This window comes from Stenotrophomonas sp. (assembly GCF_050737575.1).
Taxonomy (GTDB): Bacteria; Pseudomonadota; Gammaproteobacteria; order Xanthomonadales; family Xanthomonadaceae; genus Stenotrophomonas.
Genome location: NZ_JBOHXW010000010.1, coordinates 77,118 through 101,232 on the forward strand (window position 1 = coordinate 77,118; position 24,115 = coordinate 101,232).

Sequence of the window (24,115 nt, forward strand, 5' to 3'; positions counted from 1 at the left end):
CTGCTTACTCGAATGAACCCACCGAATCGTGCGACAGGTTGTCGAACCGGGTGTACTCGCCGAAGAACTTCAGCTTGCACGAACCGGTCGGGCCGCCTCGGTGCTTGCCGATGATGATCTCGGCCAGGCCTTTGTCCGGGGACGTTTCCTTGTTGTAGTAATCGTCGCGGTAGATGAAGACGATCATGTCCGCATCCTGCTCGATAGCGCCGGATTCGCGAAGGTCGGCCATCACTGGGCGCTTGTCGGTACGCGTTTCCAGCGAGCGGTTGAGCTGCGACAACGCGATCACCGGCACGTTCAGTTCCTTGGCCAGGCCCTTCAGGCCACGCGAGATTTCCGAAATTTCGGTCGCACGGTTTTCGCTGTTGCCCGGCACGCTCATCAGCTGCAGGTAGTCGATGACGATCAAACCCAAGTCGTGCTCGCGCTTCAGGCGGCGGCACTTGGAACGCAGGATTTCCGGCGACACGCCCGGCGTATCGTCGATGAAGATCTTGGTTTCCTTCAGCATGCGGATGGCGCCGGTGACGCGGCTCCAGTCCTCATCTTCCAGCTGGCCGGTACGCAGTCGCTGCGCGTTGATGCGGCCGTTGGACGAGATCAAGCGCATGGCCAGCTGCGAGGCCGACATTTCCATCGAAAACACCGCCACGCCCTTCTTGGACTTGATCGCGGCGTACTCGGCGATGTTCAGCGCCAGCGTGGTTTTACCCATTGCCGGACGCGCGGCCAGGATGATCAGATCGGTCGGCTGCAGGCCGGCGGTCATCGCATCGAAATCGGTGTAGCCGGTCGGCAGGCCGGTGATGTTGCCGCCGTTCTCAAAGCGGTTGCGCAGCTCCTCGAAGGCGTCCTTCAGCGCGCCTGGCATGGCCACGAAATCGGTACGCCCGCGCGCACCTTGTTCGGCGATGGCAAACACCGACTTTTCCGCGGTCTGCAACAGCTCGGAACTGTCGCGGCCTTCGGGCTGAAAACCGTCATTGACGATGTCCGTGCCCACTTGAATCAGCTGACGCAACACCGCCTTGTCACGGACGATTTCCGCATAGGCGCCGATATTGGCGGCCGATGGCGTGGTGCTGGCCAGTTCAATCAGATAGGCGCCATCGCCCACCTGGTCCATCTTGCCCTGCGACTCGAACCACTCGCCCAGCGTCACCGCATCGAACGGGCGGTCGCGCTCGGACAACTCGCGGATGGCGCGGTAGATGAGCTGGTGGTCGCGGCGGTAGAAATCTTTCTCGGTCAGCGCTTCGTTGACCCGGTCATAGGCCTCCGGCGCCAGCATCAAGCCACCCAACACCGCCTGTTCGGCTTCCACCGAATGCGGGGGAACGCGCAGGGCGTCGATGCGCTGTTCCGTACGCTCGGAGCGGTCATTGCGGTCTTTACGGTCGGATCGGAAACCAGTACGAGCGGACATGAAAAGCGTATTTCCTGCAGTAAGGCCGTGCGGCCATGGTAGGTGGGCGTCAGCCACCGGGGTACGGACAACTCTGTGGATAACCTGTCCACAACTCAAGCCCCGAGCGGAGGCCCGGGAGGTGCTGATTGGGTGGTCATACAGAAAGACGCGCCCGGCACCGTTGCGGCACCGGGCGTTGATTATCGCAAATGTTGACGTCGGCAGCGGCCTTGCGCCGCCACCGCGCCCGCCGGGGTTCAGCCCTTGTGGTGAACCTGTATCCAGCCGAGGAAAGCTTCCACGTAGTCCTGCAGGAACTTGCGCGTGCCTTCGTTGCTGACCGTGCCGTCTGCCTCGATCAGGCCATCCTTGTAGTGCACGAAGGCTTCCGGCTGCGCCATCACCGCCAGGTTCACGAACACCAGCACGTTGCGCAGATGCTGCTGCGCCAGCGCACTGCCGATGGCGCCGATGGAGCTGCCGATCACCGCTGCCGGCTTGCCCGCGAAGGCGTTGTCGCCATATGGACGCGAGGCGGTGTCGATGGCGTTCTTGAGCACGCCGGGAATGGAGCGGTTGTATTCGGGCGTGACAAACAGCACCGCATCTGCCGCACGGATCAGGCCTTTCATGCGCGATCCCTGCGCCGGGAATTGGCTGTCGTGATCCTGGTTGTAGAGCGGGATGTCGTCGATCTTGATGTATTCAAAGCTGGCGCGGTCACCGGCCAGTTTTTCCAGCGCATGTGCCAGCCGGAGATTGATCGACTCCTTGCGCAGACTGCCGACGAATACCGCGATCTTGTAGTGGCTCATGACGACCTCGCTGCGAATGGAGCGATCAGGCTAGCCAGTGGGGGCTTTGGGTGGGGTGAAGGTTGCTTGCCTCCCCCCAGCCCCCGCCTCACCGAACCCCCAAATACCCCCCACGCACCCCGCGCGGTGACAGCATCAGCTGCCACAGCTGCGAATGCCGAGTGCGGAACGTCGCCATCGAAGCCGCCAGATAGAACCGCCACATGCGCCGGAAGCGTTCGTCGTAACGCGAATCAAGTTGATCCCACGCGGCTTCGACGTTGTCACGCCAGGCACGCAGTGTGCGGTCGTAATCGGTGCCGAAGCTGTGCCAGTCCTCCAGCACGAACAGCCCTTCCATCGCGTCGGTGATCTGGGCGGCTGAGGGCAGCATCGAGTTGGGGAAGATGTACTTGGCGATCCACGGGTCGGTGCGATCACGACTGACGTTGGTGCCGATGCTGTGCAGCAGAAACAAGCCGTCGTCGCCGAGGCAGCGCCGCGCCACTTCAAAGTAGCTGCGGTAGTTCTTGACCCCGACGTGCTCGAACATGCCCACCGACAGAATCGCGTCGAAGGGTTCGTTCAATTCGCGGTAATCCTGCAGGCGGATTTCCACCGGCAGGCCGGCACACAGCTCACGCGCGAATGCCGCTTGCTCGGCGGAGATGGTCACGCCGACGCCCTGCACGCCGTAACGCTCGGCTGCGTACTTGAGCGCCTCGCCCCAGCCGCAGCCGATGTCCAGCACGCGCATGCCCGGGCGCAACCCGAGCTTGCAGCAGATCAACTCCAGCTTCGCTTCCTGAGCGTCGTCCAGATTGTCGGCATTGCGCCAGTAGCCGCAGCTGTAGACCAGCCGCTTGCCGAGCATTGCCCGGTACAGATCGTTGCCAAGGTCGTAGTGGCGCTTGCCCACTTCGTAACTGCCCTGCCCGGCCTGCAGGTTGAACAACTTGGCCTTGAGCGCGTCCCAGACTTCGCCGCTGCCATGCACGCGCTCATCCAGGCGCGCGTCCAGCAGGTGCGTCATGAAGCCATCCAGCGAGTGCGCCTGCCACCAGCCATCCATGTAGCTCTCACCCAACCCGAGCGAGCCGTTGGCCAGCACCCGCGCGTGGAAGCGCGGGTCAAGGATGTCGATATCCTGCGGACGCGTCCCACCGGGAACCACGTCCGCTTCCTGCAGCAATGCTTCGACTCGTCGTTGCAACCCTGCATCCATCGCTGGCCTCCACCAATCAGTTACGCGAGAACAACTCCCGGTAATCTGCCGCCACGTTGGGCAGCAGCGCTGCCGCCGGCACGTCCACCGTCTGGGTGCCGTCGGAATACGGGCCTACCTGGTACGGCGGGAACACAAAGCGCAGCGCACTGATCTGGCCGGCGTCATCCAATACCGGCTGGAACTGCGAGAAGTTGGCCGGCTCCGGGGCGGTGCCTTCATTGATCATCCGCGACAGGTTGCGCACCTGCTCCTGCTGATCCTCCGGCGACAGGTCCTCGCCTTGGGCGCGGACCATGGCCTGCTCCAGCAGTTTGTCTTCCACAAAATCACTGACTGCCTGCCAACCCTTGGGCGTGTTGATCAGATCCTCGGCCTTCAGCAGTTTCTGCTGCTCCGGCAACCAGACAAAACGGGCTACCAGCGGCTGGCCGTGCGCGCCGCCGGTGTAGCTGCTGCCATCGGCCGACACCGCGACCACCTTGGGCGTGTCGGTCAGCATGTCGAAGGACAGCGACAGCTCGTACGGCGCGGTCGGTTTGTCGTTGCCCAGTTCACTGGCAGCTTTGAGCAGCTCCGCCTTGGCGTGTTCGGCGTAGCGGGTCAGCTCCTGCGCCAGGCCCGGGTATTTGGCCGCAGCCGGCGGGTAGCTGATGCCCACCATGTAGTTGGGCGTATGTTCGATGACATCACTCAGGTTGATCGGCGCGGGCCCCGCAGCGGTTTCGGTGGGTGCCACCGCGGGTTCCGGTGCCGTCGTCACCACGTCCTGCTGCCCGTCCTTCTTGCATCCTGCCAACACCAGCAGCAACGTCGCTGCGGCTAACGATCCCTGTGCAAACCTGTTCATTCGTTCTGTCCTCGATGATCCTGCGCAAGCCCCCTATGGGCCGGCCGCCCGCGCCGATTATCCCAGTAGATCCGTGTACTCGGAATGACGCTGCATGAAAGTCGCTGCATAGGCGCAGGCCGGCACCACCTTCCAGCCGACCGCGCGCGCATGGGCGAGTGCCGCGCGGGTAAGCTCGGCCGCGATGCCGCGCCCGCCGATGGCTTCGGGCACCCCGGTGTGGGTGATGACCATGGCGCCCTCCTCAAGCACGTATTCCAACACCGCGCGGTGGCCATCCACCGTGGTTTCAAAACAGGATTCGGCCGGATTGTGGTCGATGGAATGCGCTTGTCTGCTGTTGGACGTCATGTGCGGTGTTCCGTGGATACGAAGAAAGGTGGGCGGTCCACAAGCGGTCACCCCGAGCTGCAGTGGCGGCTACTTTGCGCCGATGCGGTTGATGATCAGGTCAAGACAGCGCGCGCGCCAGCCTGCGCATCGCCTGCATTCCCGGCTGGCCCGGAAACGAACAAGGCGGTGCAAGCACCGCCTTGTCGATCACATTGCACCACCGCAAATAGTCAGCGGCCGAAGCTGGGGTTCATCAGGTTGGTCATGAAGTGCTGCAGCAGGTCCGGCGACATGAAAAGCATGAACATCACGCCGAACGCCGCGCCGGCCAGATGCGCGCTGTGGTTGACGTTGTCGCTGCCCTTCTTGTCCATCCAGATGCTGTAGCCCACGTAGAACACGGCATACAGAATGGCCGGTGCCGGGATGAAGAACACGAAGATCAGCGACCACGGCGACACCAACACGAAGGCGAACAACACCGCCGACACCGCGCCCGACGCACCGAGGCTGAGGTAGTTCGGGTTCTTCTGGTTCTTCAGATAGCTGGGCAGGATCGAGATCACCAATGCCGCCAGATAAAACGCCGGGTACACCCACCAGTGCCCGGTGAGCTGCAACATGATCCTTTCGATCGTCCGCCCGAAGAAGAACAACGTGATCATGTTGAACAACAGATGCGAAAAATCCGCATGCAGGAAGCCGTAGGTCACCAAGCGGTCGTACTGCTTATGCCGGTCGATGGCCGGTGGCCACAGAATCAGCCGGTCGGACAGCTTGCGGTTTGAAAACGCGAGCCACGACACCAGGGCGGTGATTGCAATCAGGATCAGGGTGAACATTCCACTCGTCTCTTCTTGGGTGGCTTAGGCCGCAGCGCGGTAGTTGTCGACCACCTTGTAACTGCGTGCGTACCAGCCGAATGCAAGGGCCGCCAACAACGCGAACCCGGCAAAGAAGAACATCTGGAAGGCGGTCACGCTCAAGCCGGTGGTGGCGATGTTACCGGTCACCGTGTCGTTGCGCACCGCGAAGTTGGCCAGCAGCACCCACAGGTTGCCGATGGTGGTGGTCAAGTTCCAGAAGCTCATCACCACGCCCTTCATCGACTGCGGCGCCTGGCTGTAAGCGAATTCCAGGCCGGTGGCCGAGACCAGCACCTCACCGAAGGTCAGCAGCGCGTACGGCAGCACCTGCCAGACAATCGACATCGGCTCGCCGCCGTCCATCACCACCTGGATGCCACCAATCACAATCCAGGCCAGGCCGCTGAAGGCGATACCGGCGGTCATGCGGCGCAGCGCGGTCGGCTCCCAGCCGAACTTGGCCAGCATCGGGTACAGCACCAGGTTGTTGAACGGGATCAGGATCATCACCAGCGCCGGGTTCAAGGCCTGCATCTGCGAGGCCACGAACCACGCCGGCTTGGTCATCTCTTCGCCCTGCAGCACCCAGGTGGATGCCTTCTGGTCGAACAGCGAATGGAACGGCGTGACCAGCGCAAAGATCACCAGCACCCGCAGCACGCTGCGCACGCCGTTGACCGCTTCATCCGGGTGGATGCCACGGGCACGGTCCAACTGCAGCCAGGCACCGCCACCCACACCGGCAATGATCAATACCAGCGAGATACAGGCGGCAATCACAAAGCCCAGCACCGGCGTCATCGCCAGCGACACCACCGCAGCCACTACGCCCAGTCCGGCCAGCAACATGCCCGGACGGCGCTTGCCGGCCTTCTGCGCGAACAGTGCGGTACGGATCACCTTGCTGAAGGAATGCGGGTTCTCAGCCGTATCCGGCTGGATCAGCACGTACTTCTTGCGACCCAGCCAGAACACGAAGGTGGCAATGAACATCAACAGGCCGGGAATACCGAACGCAATCGACGGGCCAAAGTTCTTCAGGAACAGCGGCATGCTCAGCGAGGCGAACAGCGAGCCGAAGTTGATGATCCAGTAGAAGGCGTCAAACACCTTCTTGGCCAGGTGCTTGTTGGTCTGGTCGAACTGGTCACCGACAAACGACGCCACCAGCGGCTTGATGCCGCCCGCGCCGAAGGCGATCAGGCCAAGGCCGGCGAAGAAGCCCATGCGGCTGTCTTCAAACACCGCCAGGAACGCGTGGCCCAGGCAGTAGATCAGGCTGAAGGAAAGAATGGTGTTGTACTTGCCGAAGAAGCGGTCGGCGACCCAGCCACCCAGCAGCGGGAAGAAGTACACACCAATCATGAAGGTGTGCATCAGGTCCTTGGCCGCCAGCGCGCGCTCACCCGAATCCAGGATGTGCTGCAGCAAGGTGGAGGTGATCAGGAACTGCACCAGGATGTTGCGCATCCCGTAGAAGCTGAACCGCTCACAGCCCTCGTTGCCGATGATGTAGGGAATCTGGCGGGGCATTTTGCCGGTTGGGGCGGGTGTTGCTGCTACATGGTTGGTCGTCATCTGGAGGCGATCAGTTGCTACAAAGGTTGCAAGCGTAACCCATCATGCCGCCATCACGCGCCCCGTGCGTACCCGTATCCCGGTACGCTTGCAGCGCTGTGCACGCGGCTTGGACGGCGCCCGGATTACGATAAGCACCTCCTTTCCCTGAGCCGTTGCAATGTTGCGTCTGGGTTGTTTTGGATTACTGGTGCTTTCGTTCTCTGTGTTGGCCGAACCGGCGATGCCGGTGATCAAGATCGCCAGCCTGCGCTTGCCGGCCGCCGAAAGCAGCTGGGCCGGCAGCCGCGACCGTATTGCCGCGCTGATGGAAGAACTGCATGCCGACGTGATCGTGGTGCAGGACGTGAGTCAATCCAGCAGCGGTTCCAACCCCGCCTGCTGGCTGGGCAGCCGCTTGAAATACAGCTGCGACTTCATCAGCGCCGACCGCCCCAGCCAAGCCATCCGCCACGGTCACGCGGTGCTCTCCCGCCTGACCACCCTGGAAGATGCGGTCACCCTGCTCCACGGCGACCTGGCTCCCGCCGCCGCCGGCATGCAACGCCTTGAACTGCAGCGCGCGCGGATGAATCTGTATGCCGCCACCATGCGGCCGGCTGACAACACGCCAATCGCACGCGGCCACCAGGCTGCCGACCTGCGCTCCTGGATGGATGCCACCAGTGATGGCCTGCCGTCGCTGATCATCGGCGACTTCGCCGCGCCAACCGAAGAGCTGGTGCGGCAACTGCCCGGCTTCCAGCCGGCGCGCCGCAACCCATCGATGCGCCAAGGCGACGGTCGCCCGCGCAGCAGCAGCGATGCGCACGGCATGGACGTGCTGTACCAAGTGCGCAGCTTCGCCGATATCCGCCAGCAAGCCATCGACCTGCCTGCCAATGATTCCGGCCCGGCGCAGCGACTGGGCGCGATGGCGACCTTGCGGCTGACTCAGGCCATTCCAGCAGAAACCACCGAAGAAGAAGAATCCGCCCCGACCAGCGGGACACGCTGACCCACCTATATGGCGCGGGTCAAAAAAGAAAAGGCCGGGCAATGCCCGGCCTTTGTACTTCAGCCCACTTCAGCGCCACCCGGACGCCGAAGCAGCTTCATCGCCCGTCTCAGGCAATGGCTTCCTGGTAACGACGCTCGACTTCATTCCAGTCAACGACGTTGAAGAACGCGCCGATGTATTCCGGACGACGGTTCTGGTACTTCAGGTAGTACGCGTGTTCCCACACGTCCAGCGCCAGGATCGGGGTGTTGCCGTCCATCAGCGGGCTGTCCTGGTTGGCCGAGGATTCCACGACCACCTTCTTGTCCGGGGTGACGCTCAGCCACGCCCAGCCGCTGCCGAAACGGGTCAGCGCCGCCTTGGTGAAGGCTTCCTTGAACTTCTCGAAACCACCCAGCTGCGAGTCAATGGCCTTGGCCACGTCGCCAACCGGGTTGCCGCCGCCGTTGGGCGACATCACCGTCCAGAACAGCGAGTGGTTGGCATGACCGCCACCGTTGTTGCGGACCGGGCCCTGCAGGTTTTCCGGCAGCGACTTGGTCTTCTTGACCAGCTCTTCAACCGGCAGGTCGGCGTACTCGGTGCCTTCCAACGCCGCATTGACGTTGTTGATGTAGGTCTGGTGATGCTTGGAGTGATGGATTTCCATCGTTGCCGCATCGATGTTCGGCTCGAGGGCGTCGTAAGCGTAGGGCAGCTTGGGCAGGGTGTAGGCCATGAGGGATCTCCGTCTGATTGCCTGGGTTCTGCGCCCGGCGAAAAACCGGGCGATGCGCAGTGAATAGTAGGGACGAAGCCGCAACTTACCAAGGCCGGTGTAAAGGAAACTTTGTCCCGCCGTTGGGCCTGACCTTGCGCCACGTAACTTCTGCCCGCGTTGTTACCTCGACGTGAAACGCGGCCGATGAATCCGCCGTTCAAAAAAAGCGCCGCATGCGCGTGATAATCAGCGCCTTGTCCGCTGAACTCAGCCACGCCGATGCGCAAGCCCCAATTACTCGTCACCGCTGTCATTCTGCTCATCGTTGGACTGTGGGGAATGCGCGCGCTGCAACAGCCGCCGCCTCCCACGTTCGCACCGTCGTTGAGCCAAGACGTTGCCGACAGCGTACCGCCCCCACAGCGTTCGGCGGCCGCTCGCACCGATCCGCTGCCGGCCTTCCTGCCGCCCGAAGCGCGGCAGACCATCGCCTTGATCCAGCGTGGCGGCCCCTACCCGCACAACAAGGACGGCAGCGTGTTCGGCAACCGCGAACGGCAACTGCCGCAACGGCCACGCGGCTACTACCGCGAATACACCGTGGACACGCCCGGCCTGAGCCATCGCGGCGCCAAGCGCATCGTCACTGGTGGTGATCCGCCGGATGCTTGGTATTACACCGACGACCACTACGAGAGCTTCCGCAGCTTTGAAGTGCCCGCCACCGGAGAACGTCATGAGTGACAGCGGTTTCGACATGGGGCTGGAAGATGCCAGCAAAGCCGGCGTCTACGGCGTCGGCGATGGCGACCTGGGTGGCCTGGCCGCCGCAGCGCGCGATGCCGGCTTGAAAGTGCTGCGCGTGGATCTGGAAGGCTGCACCGACAAGCGCACGCTATTGATGCGGATCGGCACCCAACTGGATTTCCCACCGGGCTGGGGCCGCAACTGGGACGCGCTGTCTGACGGCCTGCGCGACCTGTCCTGGCTGCCGGCGAATGGCTATGCGTTGTTGTTCAGTGACGCCGACGACCTGCGCCAAGCCAGCAGCGGCGACTTCGACACCCTGCTCGACATTCTTTCCGAAGCAGCGATCAGCTGGGCCGAGGACAAGGTCCCGTTCTGGGCCTTCCTGGAGCTTCGCGATGCGGGTGCCGGGGTGGAGGTTGATGGGGATGCTGAGGAGGGGTGAGTTGGCGTGCTGTCTGCGCGGAGCGTCATTGATGGCCGGCAAAGTGCTGGCAGCAAGGCCCGCGACAGATGCGACGGAACCATCCCTTCTCCCGCCAGCGGGAGAAGGTGCCCCGAAGGGGCGGATGAGGGGGGCTCTTGAGCTTTTGGTTCTGCTCGCTAGAAGCTTCCCCTCACCCCAACCCCCGCTCTGCGCCCCGGCCCTTGCGCTGGCGCAAGGGCGTTCGATGGGCAGCGAACCGGGGGTTCGCAAACTGCCCCTCTCACCCCGCAAGCGGGAGAGGGGCTTAATCCTCAGGCATCCAACTCCTGCCAACGCGCATACGCCGCATCCAGCTCGGCCTGCACCTTGGTCAGCTGCTGCGTGTGCGCGGTGACTTCAGCGCTGGAGCGCGTATAGAACGACGGATCGTTCATTGCGCTGGTCAGGCCTTCCACGTCCATTTCCAGCTGTTCGATCTTGAGCGGCAACTGCTCCAACTCACGCGCGTCCTTGAAGCTGAGCTTGCGCTTGGCCGGCGCAGCCTCTGCAACCGGTGCCGCTTTGGCGGCAGGCGCGGCGGTCGCCGAGGCCTTGGCCACGGCCATGCCGCTCATCGCCGGTGCCGGGCGCTGGCGCAGCGAGTCGCTGTAACCGCCGATGTAATCGCCCACCTTGCCCTCGCCTTCCAGCACCAGCGTGGAGGTCACCACGTTGTCGAGGAAGTCACGGTCATGGCTGACCAACAACAAGGTGCCGGTGTAATCGCCCAGCAGCTCTTCCAGCAGCTCCAGGGTTTCCACGTCCAGGTCGTTGGTCGGTTCGTCCATCACCAGCAGGTTGGACGGCTGCGCGAACAGTTTGGCCAGCAACAGGCGGTTACGCTCACCACCGGACAGGCGGGTGATCGGCGCGCGCGCACGCTCCGGGGTGAACAGGAAGTCCTGCAGATAGGCATGCACATGCTTGCGCTTGCCGTTGAGGTCGATGAAGTCCGCGCCTTCGGCCACGTTCTCGATCGCGCTCCAGTCTTCGCGCAGCGTGGCGCGGTACTGGTCGAAATAAGCGATCTGCAGGTTGGTGCCCTGACGCACTTCGCCGCTGTCCGGCTGCAGCTCACCCAGCAACAACTTGAGCAGCGTGGTCTTGCCGCTGCCGTTCGGACCGATCAGGCCGATGCGGTCGCCGCGCAGGATGACGGTTTCGAAATCCTTGATCATCACCCGCTCGCCAAAGGCGAAGTTGATGTTCTTGATGTCGATGACCTTCTTGCCGGAATTCTCGGCACCGGAGGCTTCCAGCTTGACGTTGCCGCTCAGCTCACGGCGCTGCACGCGCTCGTTGCGCATCGCCTTGAGGCGGCGCACGCGGCCTTCGTCGCGGGTACGGCGGGCCTTGATGCCTTGGCGGATCCACACTTCTTCCTGCGCCAGCAGCTTGTCGAAGCGTGCGTTCTCCTGCGCTTGCGCATTGAGACGTTCTTCGCGGCGGCGCTCGTAGTTTGCCCAGTCGCCCGGCCAGCTGGTCACCTGGCCGCGGTCGATCTCGACGATGCGGGTAGCCAGCGCGCGCAGGAAGCGACGGTCATGGGTGACGAACACCACGCAGCCGTTCCAGCCCTTGAGGAAACCTTCCAGCCAATCGATGGCTTCGATGTCCAGGTGGTTGGTCGGCTCGTCCAGCAACAGCACGTCCGGGCCGGCGACCAGCGCACGCGCCAGCAGCACACGGCGCTTCATACCGCCAGACAAACGGCTGAATTCAGCGTCGCCATCCAGCTCAAGTTTGGTCAGGGTTTCTGCAACGCGCTGGTCCAGGCCCCAGCCGTCGGCGGCGTCGATCTTGGCCTGTACGTCGCCCATGGCGTCGCCATCGAACACCTCGGCGTGGCTCAGGCGGTGGAACTCGGCCAGCCAGTGGCCCAGTTCGCCCAGGCCTTCGGCGACCACGTCAAACACGCTGCCGGCCGCGCCATGCGGCACTTCCTGCTCAAGCCGAGTGACGCGCACGCCCTGCTGGACGCGCACTTCGCCGTCGTCGGGCTTGAGCTCGCCGGCCATCAACTTCATCAAAGTGGATTTGCCGGCGCCGTTGCGGCCGATCAGGGCGATACGCTCGCCTGCTTCGATCGACAGTTCGGTTTTTTCCAGCAACAACGGGCCGCCGACGCTGTAGTCGACGTTCTGCAGAGTAATCAAAGACATCCGCCTATTGTACGGGACTCAGCCGTCGACGAAGACGTCCCCTGACAAGCCAAGCAACTGGCGCAGGCTGGCAGGCACCCGCTTGCCCGGGTGGCGCACCAGCCACAGCCGTCGGCGCAAGGGTGGCAACGGGGTGTTCAGCACCTGCAACTTACCCAGCGCGACCAGGTCGGCCACGGCATGCCGCGACAGGCACGCCAGCCCCAGGCCGGCCACCGCGCCCTGCTTGATCGCCTCGGTACCGCCCAGTTGCAGCACCTCGGCGAAACCATGCAGATGCGGCAACAAAGCCTGTTCAGCAGCCTCGCGGGTGCCGGAACCCGGCTCCCGCAGCAGCCAGCAGGCCCGGCGTAGCTGGCCCATATCCGCGCCTTGGTTCAGTTCCGCCGCCAAGGGATGGCGCGCGCCGAACACGATGACCAACTCGTCATCCATCCATTCGGCAACATCCAGCCCGGGTTCATGGTTGGGGCCTTCGATCAGGCCGATATCCACTTCCAGCCGCTGAACGGCGCTGGTCACCTCGCGGGTATTGCCAATGACCAGATCAACGTGCGCCTGGCCATTCACTTCCAGCAAGTCGGCAATACGCGCCGGCATCAGGTAATTGCCGATGGTGGTGCTGGCACCCACTCGCCACCGCACCGGTGCGGCAGCTTCCTGCCGGGTGCTGAAGCGCCGCTCGATATCGGCCATGCCGGCCAGCAGCGCCCGCGCTTCCGGCAGCAGGGCCCGACCGTGACCATTGAGCACCAGCCGGCGCCCGACCCGATCAAACAGCGAAAGCCCCAGCAGGCTCTCCAGCTCGTTCAGTGCTGCACTCACCGCGGACTGCGACAGGCCAATGGCTTCGCCAGCCGCCGTCGTGGTGCCGGCCTCTGCAATGGCCGAGAAGATCTGCAGCTGGCGCAGGGAAAGATGCATGACCTACCCATAAAACCGATTGAATGTACGAATTCTATCTGTTTTACAGCTGATTACTTCGGAGGCAGGATGGGCCATCTTCTGATAACCCGTCGTTATGAACACCGCCACTCAAGGCCTGATCCGCCCGACCCCCAAACTTCTTCCCGGCTTGTTGCTGACCGCCGCCATTGCTGGCGTGTCGATCTGGCTGGGAACCTTGCCGTGGATGCAGGCCCACGGCATCAGCGCGCTGACCTTGGCCATCGTGATCGGCATTGTCATCGGCAATACGACCTACGCCTCGCTTGCGCCGCGTGCTGCGGCCGGCGTTGGTTTCTCAAAAGCCACGCTGCTGCGGGCCGGCATCGTCCTGTACGGCCTGCGCCTCACCCTGCAGGACATCGGCCAGGTCGGCGTTGCTGGCGTGCTGATCGACGCCCTGGTGCTGTGCTCGACCTTCGCCCTGGCGTGGTGGCTGGGCACGCGCGTACTGGGGCTGGATCGCAACTCGGCGTTACTGATCGGCGCTGGCAGCTCGATCTGCGGCGCGGCTGCGGTGATGGCCGCCGAACCGGTGGTCAAAGGCCGCGCCGAACAGGTAGCGGTCGCCGTGGCCACGGTGGTGGTGTTCGGCACGCTGGCGATGTTCCTGTACCCGCTGCTCTATCAATGGGGCGCCAGCGCCGGCTGGATGCCGCTGGATGAAACCGCGTTCGGCGTGTTCACCGGCTCTACCGTGCACGAGGTGGCGCAAGTCGTGGCCGCCGGCCGCGCGATCAGCGAACCGGCTGCCGATGCGGCCGTCATCACCAAGATGGTCCGGGTGATGATGCTGGCACCGTTCCTGGTCGGGCTGTCGGCCTTGCTGGCCCGTGGTGAGCACAAGGGTGGCGGCGAACGCTCGAAGATCACCATTCCCTGGTTCGCGTTCGGCTTCATCGCGATGGTCGCGTTCAACTCGCTGCAGCTGCTGCCGGTCACTCTAGTGAGCGCGCTGGTGGATCTGGACACCGCCCTGCTGGCGATGGCGATGGCCGCATTGGGTCTGACCACGCATGTGTCGGCGCTTCGTCAGGCCGGTGCCAAGCCGATGCTGCTGGCGGTGCTGTTGTTCGGGTGGCTGCTGGTGGGCGGGATGGTGATCAATGTGGGGGTGAGGGCGGTGCTGTGATCCACCAACAGCTCGCGGTCCCTTCTCCCGCGAGCGGGGAGTTTTGATTGTCCCTTCCCCCGCAGGTTCCCGTAGGGCGGATGGGGGCAGCTTTGAGCTATGTGAACCATGTGAGCTAGAAGCCCCCCTCACCCCAACCCCTCTCCCGTAAACGGGAGAGGGGCTTAGCGCGCTCCGGCTTCGGCCAGGGGCTTAGCACGCTCCGGCTTCGGCTTCGGCTTCGGCACTGGAGCAGGCACAGCCCCCCGGCATCTGCGAAAATGCCGCATGAATGATTTCTCCTCCCTGCCGCTGTCCCCGGCACTCGCTCCCGGCATCGACGCGCTGGGCTACACCTCGATGACTCCCGTGCAGGCGCTGAGCCTGCCGCCGATCCTGGAGGGCCGCGATGTGATCGCGCAGGCCCCCACCGGCAGCGGCAAGACCGCCGCCTTCGGCCTGGGCCTGCTCAACCGCATCGACCCGGCCACCAGCCGCATCCAAGCCTTGGTGCTCTGCCCTACCCGCGAACTCGCTGACCAGGTCGGCAAGCAGCTGCGCAAGCTGGCCACCGGCATCCCCAATCTCAAGCTGCTGATCCTTACCGGCGGCATGCCGCTGGGCCCGCAGCTGGCCTCGCTGGAAGCGCATGACCCGCAAGTCGTGGTCGGTACGCCCGGCCGCGTGCAGGAGCTGGCGCGCAAGCGTGCGTTGAACCTCGGCCAGGTGCGCACCTTCGTCCTGGACGAAGCCGACCGCATGCTCGACATGGGCTTCGAGGAGCCCATTCGCGAGATCGCCGGCCGCACTCACAAGGAACGCCAAAGCCTGCTGTTCTCGGCCACCTTCCCGGAAGAAATCCGTGAGCTGGCACGCGCGCTGCTCAACGATCCGCTGGAAGTCACCGTCGACGGCCAAGCCGAAGCACCCGCCATCCAACACCTGTTCTTCGAGGCCGAACCCGCACAGCGGCAGAAGGCACTGGGCGGCTTGCTGCTCAAATACACGCCCGAGTCGGCGGTGGTGTTCTGCAACACCCGCAAGGACGTGGCGGAAGTCGCCAACTCGCTGTGCCAGTTCGGTTTCTCTGCATTGGCGCTGCATGGCGACATGGAGCAGCGCGACCGCGATGAAGTGCTGCTGCAGTTCTCCAACCGTAGTTGCAACGTGCTGGTCGCCAGCGACGTTGCCGCGCGCGGGCTGGACGTGGAAGACCTCGCCGCAGTCATCAACTACGAGCTGCCCACCGACATCGACACTTACCAGCACCGCGCGGGCCGTACCGGCCGCGCCGGTCGCCGTGGTCTGGCGATGAGCCTGGTCAGTGGCCGCGAACGCAACCGCGCCGATGCACTGGAAGCAGCGCACGGCACTCCGTTGAACTGGCAGAAGACGCCGCTGGCCACCGCACGCCCGGCCGAACTGCCGCAAGCCGCGATGACCACGCTGCGCATCGATGGCGGCAAGACCGACAAGCTGCGTGCCGGCGACATTCTCGGCGCACTGACCGGCGACGCCGGCCTGCCGGGCAAGGCCATCGGCAAGATCGACATCTTCGCCACCCGCTCCTACGTGGCCATCGCTCGCGAACAAGCCGGCAAAGCCATCTCGCGACTGGAAGCCGGCAAGATCAAGGGCAAGCGCTTCCGCGTCCGCAAGATGTAAACCGCGATGACGTAAGCAAAAAATCGATGGCCGCGAAAGCGGCCCTCTTTTTGTGCGCTCCCGACGTGAACCGGGCTGACGCTACCCGAGCAGCGTTTGTAGCCCGGGCAAGCAAAGCGCACCCGGGAAGCTGGCGATGCATCCGTTACGCACACTGATGACTCGCAGCAAAAAACTGAGCACCGGTTCGCGCATGCACTCCCGGGTGCGCGGCGCTAACCCGGACTACAACGGCTTGGACATCCAAGTGTCATGCCGATGACCGGGTTTTCATTCCGACCTGCGTATCGCTTTGCGCGTCCAGACCAGAATGCCAACGCTGATGATCAGCAGCGCTGCCAACGCGATGCCCTCGCCCGCGCCGCGATGGTTCAACAGCAAATACACGCCTACGCTGGCCGCCAATCCACATAGCGCCCAGCCCCAACGTGCGCGCTGGCGTGATCGCCAAGCGCAGATCCAACCCAGCAGCGCCATCAGCCAGCCAACAGCCAGTCCCCACGGATTCAGCGCCGGGGCGAATTCGTACACATTGCAGATAACGAACCAAGCGCTCCAACCGAGCATCGCCATCAACAGCACCAACGTGCCAACTATCCGCATGCGCTTCTCCCCAGGGAAATCCAACAGCGATCATTGCCCGTGGCGCTGGCTCAGGCAAACACCGCCACACTCTGCCGGCCGCGCATCAGCAACTGCCCATCTTCATTCCAGACATGCATGTCTTGCGACGAATAACCGTCGCGCGCGTGCTCGCTGAAGGAGCGCAGCAGGAACCATTCACCTGTCGGCACCGGCTCCAGCAGATCAAAACTCCAGTTGATCGAACTGATCGGCGCAGGTGCGGTGAAGCTGGTGAACGCCGCCGGTGGCAGCGCATCGGCCATGGCCACCAGGGCCACGCCCGGGTCGATGTCGGTGGCGTCGTTGTGCCGCATCCAGATCAACAACTCCGGATGTGTTGCACCGGAAATCGGTAACGCGCCGCCAGCCGGGCGCATCTGGAAGTTCTGCGTAAACGCCGGTGCGAACGGCATCTCCGACATCTTGAATTCGCGGCAGGCCAGCGGCGCTTCAACCTGCGGCCGTTCGCAGAAGTCGTGGACGACGGCGCTCTCACGCGCGCGGCCAAACACCAGGATCAAGCGCGCTATCAGAACGTCATCGGCCTGCACGTCCACGCCGACATTCACCACCGACTTGCCTTCGCGCAGCACCTGCGGCACAAACGTCAGCACGCCAACCGCCGGGCCGATGAAGGACACCTGCACCGAGCGCAACGGCGGCAGTGGGCCGGCATGCGCCTGCATCGCCGCCGTCACGCCGAGCGCGGTGATGATGCCGCCATACGCGGTGCGCCCCTGGCGCCAGCTGTCGGGCAACAACAGTCCGTGCTTCACATCAAAAGACGACAACAGTTCGCTCAAACTCGGCATGGCAACTCCACGGAAAACGGGAAACGCGCGGTGACTCAGTAAATCAACGTCGCCTGCAGCGGAACACTGGCCGGCAAACGCGCGCGTCCGCCCAGGCCATCCAGTTCCACCAACACTGCAGCGCCAAGCACATCGGCTTGCAACTGCCCGGCCAACAACAGTGCTGCCGCCAAGGTCCCGCCGGTGGCGAGCACGTCATCGACCAACACTACGCGCGTGCCCGGGGCGATGGCGCCGGCACAGACTTCAATGCGATCGCTGCCGTATTCCAGCGCGTATTCCTGCTTCAGCGTGACACCCGGCAACTTGCCCGGTTTGCGCACCGGCACGAAGCCGGCATTCAACTCCAACGCCAATGCCGCGCCGAGGATGAAACCGCGCGCCTCCACGCCAAGCACCGCCTGCACGCCGGCATCGCGCCACGGCGCAGCCATCGCCTTGATCGCAGCACGCAGGCCGTCGGCATCAGCCAGCAGTGGCGTGATGTCCTTGAACAGGATGCCGGGCTTGGGGAAATCAGTTACGTCGCGGATAGCGTGAGACCACGCGGGGTAGGAAGTCGTCATATCGAATCAATAAAGAAAGAAGAAATCAGGAGCTGCACGAAAGCATCGAGCAGCCCGCACGTTCGCGCGCCCATTCCGGGCGCTTGCGGGCGTAAGCCTCGCGGCCGGGCTGTTCGTCACAAGGATGCCGCATCACATCGAGCAACTCCGTGATGCCGGCCGGATCGCCACGTTCGGCACGATCAATGGCTTCCTGCGCCAACCAGTTGCGCAGCACATATTTGGGATTGGCGGCCTGCATGATGCGACGGCGCTCGTCCTCCGCCTGCCCTGCATCAAGCACACGACGCGCATGACGCTGCAGCCATTCCTGCAATCTGGGCAGTATCTGCGCGCGCGCTTCGGCTGAGTAAAACGTGTCATCCAGCACAGCGACATCGGGCGCGGCCAACGACACATCCACAAGCGCCCGGAACGCGAGCGTCATGTCCATCTCGCCCTCATGCAGCAGTTCGCGGAACTGCTCCATCAGCTTTTCGTCACCGTCACGGAATTCACCCAGGCCGAGCTTGGCGACCAGGTGCGCACGGTCTTCCGCCGCATACCGCTCGCGGAAGGCATCCAGCCCGGCCTGCAGCGGCTGCACCTCCGTAAACAAGGGCGACAGCGCCTGCGCCAGACGCGTCAAATTCCAGTACGCCACCTGCATCTGCGTGCCAAAGCGGTAACGCCGGCCCTGCGCATCGGTGGTGTTGGGCGTCCACTCCGGGTCGTAATTCTCTACCCAACCATAGGGACCGTAATCGATGGTCAAGCCGAGGATGGACATGTTGTCGGTGTTCATCACGCCGTGCACAAAACCCACCCGCATCCACTGCGCCACCATCACCGCGGTGCGTGTGCAGATCAACTCGAACCATTGCGCGAAGCGCTCTTCACCGGCATCGGCAAGTTCGGGGAAATCACGCGCGATGCAGAACTCGGCCAGCTGTCGCAGCAGCGCGACGTCGCCCCGCGAGGCAGGCAACTCGAAGCTGCCAAAACGAATGAACGACGGCGCCACCCGACACACCACCGCCCCCGGCTCGGCCTGCGGATGGCCGTCGTAGAACATGTCGCGCACCACCGCATCACCGGTCGCCACCAGACTCAGGGCACGCGTGGTCGGCACGCCAAGGTGATGCATGGCTTCAGAGCACAGGAACTCACGGACAGACGAACGCAACACCGCGCGGCCATCGGCACCACGCGAATACGGCGTCGGCCCGGCACCCTTGAGCTGCAGCTCCCAGCGCCGGCCATCGGCAATCAGCTCACCCAGCGAGATCGCGCGGCCGTCACCCAACTGCCCGGCCCAATGGCCAAACTGGTGACCGCCGTAGTTCGCCGCCCACGGCTGCATGCCCGGATACAGCGCATTGCCACCGAAAACCTCGGCGAACTCCGGCGCATCCACCATTGCCGTATCCAAGCCCAGCAGCGCTGCAACCTCCGGCGAATACGCGAGCAGCTGCGGCGCGGCCACCGGTGTCGGCGCAATCGGCGACCACACCGCGCCCAGTACTTCGCGACGACGTGCGCCGGTCTCTGTATCGCCGGGCAGCTCAGCCAGGAATCGGTTATCGAAATGCAGGTTCACGTTATTCATCAGTCAGGTGTGGCATCCAAATGCCTGGATTCAACGCCCACTCGCCGCCAGATTCAGCGGACCACCGCGCGCTTCCGCACGTTGATAGGCCGGACGTTCGGTAATGCGCGCGAGGAAGGCACGTAGCTGCGGATAGTTGTCCAAGCCGCCGCTGCGCGTCGCAGCCGCCTGGACAGGGAAACTCATTTGAATATCGGCTGCAGTGAAGCGCTCGCCGGCAAACCACCTGGACCTGCCCAACTCGGCGTCCATCCAGCCCAGATGCAGCTTCAACTGCGGACTGACGAAGCCCTGCATCGTCTTGTCGGCAATCATCCGCGCCACCGGCTTGATGAAGAACGGCATAGGCGCCTTGCGTACACGCGCAAACACCAGCGCCATCAACAAGGGCGGCATTGCCGAGCCTTCCGCATAATGCAGCCAATAGCGATAACGCAGACGCTCCGGGGCCTGCGGCGGCATCAGCTCCGGCGACAAGCGGCGCTCGCTGTCGTAACGATCAACGAGGTATTCCAGAATCGCGCCGGATTCGGCCAGCACCAAACCCTCGTCTTCCAACACCGGCGACTTGCCCAGCGGGTGCACATCGCGCAACGCCTTGGGCGCCAGCCAGGTTTTCGCATCGCGCTGGTAGCTCACCAGCTCATACGGCAGGCCAAGCTCCTCGAGCATCCACAGCACCCGTTGCGAGCGCGAATGGTCCAGATGATGAACCTTGATCATGAGCCGTCCTGCGATTGCCAGCGGCCATCGTACCCGCCCGCCCTGAACAGCAACGTCGTTGTTCTGCACGACGCACAATAGAAAACGCCGGAAGCTTTCGCTTCCGGCGTTCTTGGCTACCTTACGGTGGCGGGGGGTCGATTAGACCGCCTGCACCTGGTCAGCCTGCATACCCTTCTGGCCCTGGACGGCGACGAAAGTCACCTTCTGGCCTTCCTGCAGGGTCTTGAAGCCGTTGCCCTGGATGGCACGGAAGTGCACAAACAAGTCCGGGCCGCTTTCCGGGGTGATGAAGCCAAAGCCCTTGGCGTCGTTGAACCACTTAACCGTGCCGGTCTGACGATCAGACATTACAAACTCCTGAAACATAAAGTTGAAAAAAATCGCAGCCACCGGGTATCGGGGCCGAGACTGAGTTGCAGGCGTTGGTAAAGCGGATCGATGGAGCGGATCGGTAAGATCAACTGCATCAGGCCACGATTCACGGTGACCCTTGCAAGCACAGTGGGATGAAAGATACGCGGCTTTTGCCGAAAAAGCGATAACTACCGTATTCATCCAGCCCGAATTGTTCATCGCCACCCACAATTTCAATAAATTCATCGAGTTGCGTGTTTTTTTCGCATTTCAGGGGCAAGCCATTGTCTTCGCGGCAACCGATAGACTGCGCAAATGGAACCCGAACACCCCGCTCCACGCATCTGGGTCGATGCCGACGCCTGCCCCGCCGTGATCAAGGACATTCTATTCAGGGCCGCCGAGCGGACCCGGATCGAAACCATCCTGGTTGCCAACCAATGGCTGCGCACCCCGCCCTCACGCTTCATCCGCTCCATGCAGGTCGCCGGAGGCCCGGACGTGGCCGATGACGCCATCGTTGAACGTGCGGCGGTAGGCGACCTGGTGGTGACGCAGGACATTCCGTTGGCAGCGCGGGTGCTGGAAAAGAACGCCGTGGCACTCAACCCCCGCGGCGAGCTGTATACCGCCAACACCATTGCCGAGCGCTTGTCGGTGCGGAACTTCATGGAAGAGCTGCGCGGCGCCGGCGTCCAGACGGGCGGACCCGCCGCGCTGCATCCACGCGATCGCCAGGCCTTTGCCTCACAACTGGATCGCTGGCTTGCGCAGCAGCCCAGCCGGTGACACCGCGATGCTTCGCTTTCGCATCCGGCCAGTGAGAACCCGAAGTCCCCGGCACCTTCAACGCGAATCGGAATACTGAAACGTCATCCCAACGTGCGCTCGCTGCGGAATTCCCGCCGCACACCCGTCAGCGGATCGACAAAGGCCAGCTGACTGGCCAGCAGTTGCAGGGGCGATGTGTAGTCTTCCATCGCCCGTTGCAGCGTCTGCGGATAGCAATCATCACCCAGGATCGGCGCGCCCAGCGCTGCCATATGCACCCGCAACTGATGCTTGCGGCCGCTCACCGGTTCCAGCGCATAGCGCCAGATAGCTCCCTCTGCATCGAGCACATCGATCCGGCTCAAGGCATTGGGCTCGCCACTGCTTTCGCGCATCACATGGAACGGCTCTCCGCGCTCGATACGACTGTGACGCTGCAGCGGAAACGACAGCGATGGCAAGGCTGGCGCCAGCGCCTGGTAATGCTTCTCGATCTGCCGCTCGCGGAACAGCACCTGATACCGCGCCCGGCTTTGCACATTGCAGGAGAACAGCACCAGCCCGGCCGTGCCCCGGTCGATGCGATGCAGCGGCACCAGCTCACGGTTGCCGGTCTGCACCACCAGCCGGGTCAACAGCGTCTCGCGCACGTGGCGGCCGGCCGGCATGACCGGCAGAAAGTGCGGCTTGTCGGCCACCAGCAGGTGCTCGTCCAGATGCAGGACACGCGCCTGGAAGGGAATCACCGGCTCGTCGGCCACTTCGCGGAAGTAGCGGATTTCCAGCCCCACTTGCCACGGCTGCGCGGGCGACAGTGCCCTGCCCTGCGCATCCTGCACGCGACCGCGCGTGAACCGGTCCAGCCACTGTGAACGCGGAATACGCGGAAACCGCGCGCAAAGCCCGTCCAGCAGGCAGCTCCAGTCGCCGGGTGGCAGCTGCAGGCGACTGGAAACGGGCACGTCAGTGGTCAATTCAAACGGGGTCATGGCGCAACCATTATCATGGCGCTCTTTGTTTCTGGTGTTCCCATGGCTCTCACCGCCACCATCCGCAAGGCCGAACTACAGATCAGCGACATGGACCGCGGCTATTACGCGACCCACAACCTGACTCTGGCCCAGCATCCTTCCGAAACCGACGAGCGCCTGATGGTGCGCCTGCTGGCCTTCGCACTGAACGCCGACGACCGCCTGGAATTCGGCCGTGGCCTGAGCACCGACGACGAGCCGGACCTGTGGGAACTCGATTACACCGGCGACATCGCGCAGTGGATCGACCTGGGGCATCCGGACGAATCGCGCATCCGCAAGGCGTGCAATCGCAGCCGTCGCGTGCAGGTCATCAATTACGGCGGCAATGCCTCCGACATCTGGTGGCAGAAGCAGAGCAAGCACTTCACCCGTTTCAACAACCTCACGGTGCTCGACCTGCCAAGCGCGTTCGTTGAGCTGTGGAGCACCCAGATCCAGCGGGCAATGCGCTGGAGCGTGTTGATCCAGGACGGCGAAGTGCAGTTGATCAACGACCAGATGCAGTTGGATGTGATCCCGACCTGGCGCAAGCCGAAGGCGGAGTAAGCAGTCCGTGGCAAGCCAACCCATTCGTTGCGACGTGCTGGTCATCGGCGCCGGCGCTGCCGGCCTGATGTGTGCACTCACCGCCGGCCAGCGCGGCCGGCTGGTGCAGGTGATCGACCACGCCAACAAGCCGGGCAAGAAAATCCTGATGTCCGGCGGCGGTCGCTGCAACTTCACCAACACCGGCACCACGCCAGCCAACTTCCTGTCGGCCAATCCGCACTTCTGTAAATCGGCATTGGCGCGCTACACGCCGGGCGACTTCATCGACATGGTCGAACGCCACGGCATTGCCTATCACGAGAAGGAACTGGGCCAACTGTTCTGCGACATTTCCTCCAAGCAGATCGTCAGGATGCTGCTGGACGAATGTGCGGGCGCCGGCGTGCAGGTGCGTACCGACTGTGCCGTGCAGGACATCGAGCGCGGCGCCGACGGCTTCCGCGTGCAGACCGCGCAAGGCCAATTCCATTGCGCATCGGCGGTGATTGCCACCGGCGGCCTGTCCATTCCCAGCATGGGCGCCAGTGGCTTTGGTTACGAGGTGGCGCGCCGCTTTGGCCATGAAGTGCTGCCAACCCGCGCCGGCTTGGTGCCCTTGACGCTCAGCGGCAAACACCAGGAACGTTTCGCCGAACTCAGCGGCGTCGCGCTGCCGGTGGAAGCGCGCTGCAACGGGCAGAGCTTCCGCAACTTCATGCTGTTGACCCATCGCGGCGTCAGCGGCCCGGCAATTCTGCAGATCTCCTCTTACTGGCAACCGGGCGACGACCTGCGGCTGGACTTGCTGCCCGGTCAGGACGCCGAGGAGTGGCTGCGCACGATGAAATGCGAGCGCGGCGCCTCGGAACTGCGCACCGTGCTTTCCGAAGTGATGCCGCGCCGCTTCGCACTACGCCTGTGCGAGCAATGGTTGGGTGACAAGCTGGTGCGCCAGTTCGACGAGCGCGAACTGAAGAGCGCCGCCGACCTGCTCAACAACTTCCCGCTGGTGGCCAGCGGCAGCGAGGGCTACCGCACCGCCGAAGTCACCTTGGGCGGCGTGGACACCCGCAAGGTGTCGTCCTCGACCATGGAGTCGCAATTGGTGCCGGGGTTGCACTTCATCGGCGAGGTACTCGATGTCAGCGGCTGGCTCGGTGGCTACAACTTCCAATGGGCGTGGGCCTCCGGACATGCGGCCGGACAAGCGGTTTGAGACGGCGATCCGGTATTGCGTCGGAATTCCGACACATCAACCG

General features: G+C 63.6%; 25 protein-coding genes. 8 read left to right on the forward strand and 17 right to left on the reverse strand.

The window, feature by feature from the left end; translation table 11 throughout:
- Window positions 1-4 precede the first annotated feature (4 nt).
- The 7 genes from ACREP4_RS16160 to ACREP4_RS16190 all read right to left on the reverse strand — a co-directional run bounded on the left by ACREP4_RS16160 (window position 5) and on the right by ACREP4_RS16190 (window position 7,057).
- A complete protein-coding gene (locus ACREP4_RS16160; RefSeq protein WP_431597220.1) occupies window positions 5-1,429 on the reverse strand; it encodes a replicative DNA helicase in 1,425 nt (474 codons plus the stop codon).
- 239 nt (window positions 1,430-1,668) lie between these two features.
- The gene (locus ACREP4_RS16165) at window positions 1,669-2,226 is read right to left on the reverse strand and encodes an NADPH-dependent FMN reductase (protein WP_431597221.1); all 558 of its coding nucleotides are present in this window, start codon (window positions 2,224-2,226) and stop codon (window positions 1,669-1,671) included.
- Between the two features lie 88 nt (window positions 2,227-2,314).
- Window positions 2,315-3,430, reverse strand: a complete 1,116-nt coding sequence (gene cfa / locus ACREP4_RS16170) for a cyclopropane fatty acyl phospholipid synthase (protein WP_431597222.1) — start codon at window positions 3,428-3,430, stop codon at window positions 2,315-2,317.
- A gap of 16 nt (window positions 3,431-3,446) precedes the next feature.
- Entirely contained in the window at window positions 3,447-4,280 is an 834-nt protein-coding gene (locus ACREP4_RS16175) for a DUF3298 and DUF4163 domain-containing protein (protein WP_431597223.1), read from the reverse strand.
- Between the two features lie 57 nt (window positions 4,281-4,337).
- Window positions 4,338-4,631, reverse strand: coding sequence for a GNAT family N-acetyltransferase (locus ACREP4_RS16180; RefSeq protein WP_431597224.1), 294 nt, complete (start codon window positions 4,629-4,631; stop codon window positions 4,338-4,340).
- A 212-nt stretch (window positions 4,632-4,843) separates the two neighbouring features.
- On the reverse strand, window positions 4,844-5,455 hold the full coding sequence (locus ACREP4_RS16185) for a rhomboid family intramembrane serine protease (RefSeq protein WP_431597225.1): 612 nt from the start codon (window positions 5,453-5,455) through the stop codon (window positions 4,844-4,846).
- 24 nt (window positions 5,456-5,479) lie between these two features.
- A complete protein-coding gene (locus ACREP4_RS16190; protein WP_431597226.1) occupies window positions 5,480-7,057 on the reverse strand; it encodes an oligopeptide:H+ symporter in 1,578 nt (525 codons plus the stop codon).
- A 190-nt stretch (window positions 7,058-7,247) separates the two neighbouring features.
- Here ACREP4_RS16190 and ACREP4_RS16195 point away from each other — a divergent pair, with 190 nt between their 5' ends.
- Window positions 7,248-8,054 carry an endonuclease/exonuclease/phosphatase family protein gene (locus tag ACREP4_RS16195; protein WP_431597227.1) on the forward strand — a complete coding sequence of 269 codons (807 nt, stop codon included), beginning with the start codon at window positions 7,248-7,250 and terminating at the stop codon, window positions 8,052-8,054.
- Between the two features lie 109 nt (window positions 8,055-8,163).
- Here the strand turns inward: ACREP4_RS16195 and ACREP4_RS16200 are convergent, their stop codons facing one another.
- On the reverse strand, window positions 8,164-8,775 hold the full coding sequence (locus tag ACREP4_RS16200) for a superoxide dismutase (RefSeq protein WP_431597228.1): 612 nt from the start codon (window positions 8,773-8,775) through the stop codon (window positions 8,164-8,166).
- A gap of 261 nt (window positions 8,776-9,036) precedes the next feature.
- Between ACREP4_RS16200 and ACREP4_RS16205 the strand changes: the two genes are divergently transcribed.
- Window positions 9,037-9,501 (forward strand): ribonuclease domain-containing protein, encoded by a 465-nt coding sequence (locus tag ACREP4_RS16205; RefSeq protein WP_431597229.1) that lies wholly within the window; start codon window positions 9,037-9,039, stop codon window positions 9,499-9,501.
- The gene (locus ACREP4_RS16210; protein ID WP_431597230.1) at window positions 9,494-9,949 is read left to right on the forward strand and encodes a barstar family protein; all 456 of its coding nucleotides are present in this window, start codon (window positions 9,494-9,496) and stop codon (window positions 9,947-9,949) included. Before ACREP4_RS16205 ends, ACREP4_RS16210 begins: the two co-directional genes overlap by 8 nt.
- Before the next feature lie 293 nt (window positions 9,950-10,242).
- Here ACREP4_RS16210 and ACREP4_RS16215 read toward each other — a convergent pair whose 3' ends face one another.
- A complete protein-coding gene (locus ACREP4_RS16215) occupies window positions 10,243-12,132 on the reverse strand; it encodes an ATP-binding cassette domain-containing protein (RefSeq protein ID WP_431597231.1) in 1,890 nt (629 codons plus the stop codon).
- Window positions 12,133-12,150: 18 nt separating this feature from the next.
- Window positions 12,151-13,056, reverse strand: coding sequence for a LysR family transcriptional regulator (locus ACREP4_RS16220; protein ID WP_431597232.1), 906 nt, complete (start codon window positions 13,054-13,056; stop codon window positions 12,151-12,153).
- Window positions 13,057-13,153: 97 nt separating this feature from the next.
- Between ACREP4_RS16220 and ACREP4_RS16225 the strand changes: the two genes are divergently transcribed.
- Both ACREP4_RS16225 and dbpA read left to right on the forward strand, forming a co-directional pair.
- Window positions 13,154-14,209: a YeiH family protein gene (locus ACREP4_RS16225; protein WP_431597233.1), complete on the forward strand. Its 1,056-nt coding sequence runs from the start codon at window positions 13,154-13,156 to the stop codon at window positions 14,207-14,209.
- Window positions 14,210-14,476: 267 nt separating this feature from the next.
- Window positions 14,477-15,853: an ATP-dependent RNA helicase DbpA gene (gene dbpA / locus ACREP4_RS16230; protein ID WP_431597234.1), complete on the forward strand. Its 1,377-nt coding sequence runs from the start codon at window positions 14,477-14,479 to the stop codon at window positions 15,851-15,853.
- A 270-nt stretch (window positions 15,854-16,123) separates the two neighbouring features.
- On the opposite strand, the gene ACREP4_RS16235 is transcribed toward dbpA, so the two are convergent.
- The 6 genes from ACREP4_RS16235 to ACREP4_RS16260 all read right to left on the reverse strand — a co-directional run bounded on the left by ACREP4_RS16235 (window position 16,124) and on the right by ACREP4_RS16260 (window position 20,517).
- On the reverse strand, window positions 16,124-16,456 hold the full coding sequence (locus tag ACREP4_RS16235) for a hypothetical protein (protein WP_431597235.1): 333 nt from the start codon (window positions 16,454-16,456) through the stop codon (window positions 16,124-16,126).
- 50 nt (window positions 16,457-16,506) lie between these two features.
- Complete coding sequence (locus tag ACREP4_RS16240; RefSeq protein WP_431597236.1) at window positions 16,507-17,289, reverse strand: thioesterase family protein; 783 nt, start codon at window positions 17,287-17,289, stop codon at window positions 16,507-16,509.
- A gap of 35 nt (window positions 17,290-17,324) precedes the next feature.
- The gene (locus tag ACREP4_RS16245; protein WP_431597237.1) at window positions 17,325-17,855 is read right to left on the reverse strand and encodes an adenine phosphoribosyltransferase; all 531 of its coding nucleotides are present in this window, start codon (window positions 17,853-17,855) and stop codon (window positions 17,325-17,327) included.
- Between the two features lie 25 nt (window positions 17,856-17,880).
- Window positions 17,881-19,443 carry a protein adenylyltransferase SelO gene (locus ACREP4_RS16250; protein WP_431597238.1) on the reverse strand — a complete coding sequence of 521 codons (1,563 nt, stop codon included), beginning with the start codon at window positions 19,441-19,443 and terminating at the stop codon, window positions 17,881-17,883.
- 30 nt (window positions 19,444-19,473) lie between these two features.
- Entirely contained in the window at window positions 19,474-20,166 is a 693-nt protein-coding gene (locus ACREP4_RS16255) for a glutathione S-transferase family protein (protein ID WP_431597239.1), read from the reverse strand.
- A gap of 141 nt (window positions 20,167-20,307) precedes the next feature.
- Window positions 20,308-20,517, reverse strand: coding sequence for a cold-shock protein (locus tag ACREP4_RS16260; protein WP_057631873.1), 210 nt, complete (start codon window positions 20,515-20,517; stop codon window positions 20,308-20,310).
- Window positions 20,518-20,838: 321 nt separating this feature from the next.
- Here ACREP4_RS16260 and ACREP4_RS16265 point away from each other — a divergent pair, with 321 nt between their 5' ends.
- Window positions 20,839-21,312 carry a YaiI/YqxD family protein gene (locus ACREP4_RS16265; RefSeq protein WP_431597240.1) on the forward strand — a complete coding sequence of 158 codons (474 nt, stop codon included), beginning with the start codon at window positions 20,839-20,841 and terminating at the stop codon, window positions 21,310-21,312.
- Window positions 21,313-21,395: 83 nt separating this feature from the next.
- On the opposite strand, the gene ACREP4_RS16270 is transcribed toward ACREP4_RS16265, so the two are convergent.
- Entirely contained in the window at window positions 21,396-22,283 is an 888-nt protein-coding gene (locus tag ACREP4_RS16270) for a pseudouridine synthase (protein ID WP_431597241.1), read from the reverse strand.
- A 42-nt stretch (window positions 22,284-22,325) separates the two neighbouring features.
- On the opposite strand from ACREP4_RS16270, the gene ACREP4_RS16275 reads away from it, so the two are divergent.
- Both ACREP4_RS16275 and ACREP4_RS16280 read left to right on the forward strand, forming a co-directional pair.
- Window positions 22,326-22,874, forward strand: a complete 549-nt coding sequence (locus ACREP4_RS16275; RefSeq protein ID WP_431597242.1) for a YaeQ family protein — start codon at window positions 22,326-22,328, stop codon at window positions 22,872-22,874.
- A 7-nt stretch (window positions 22,875-22,881) separates the two neighbouring features.
- The gene (locus ACREP4_RS16280) at window positions 22,882-24,072 is read left to right on the forward strand and encodes an NAD(P)/FAD-dependent oxidoreductase (RefSeq protein WP_431597243.1); all 1,191 of its coding nucleotides are present in this window, start codon (window positions 22,882-22,884) and stop codon (window positions 24,070-24,072) included.
- Window positions 24,073-24,115 lie beyond the last annotated feature (43 nt).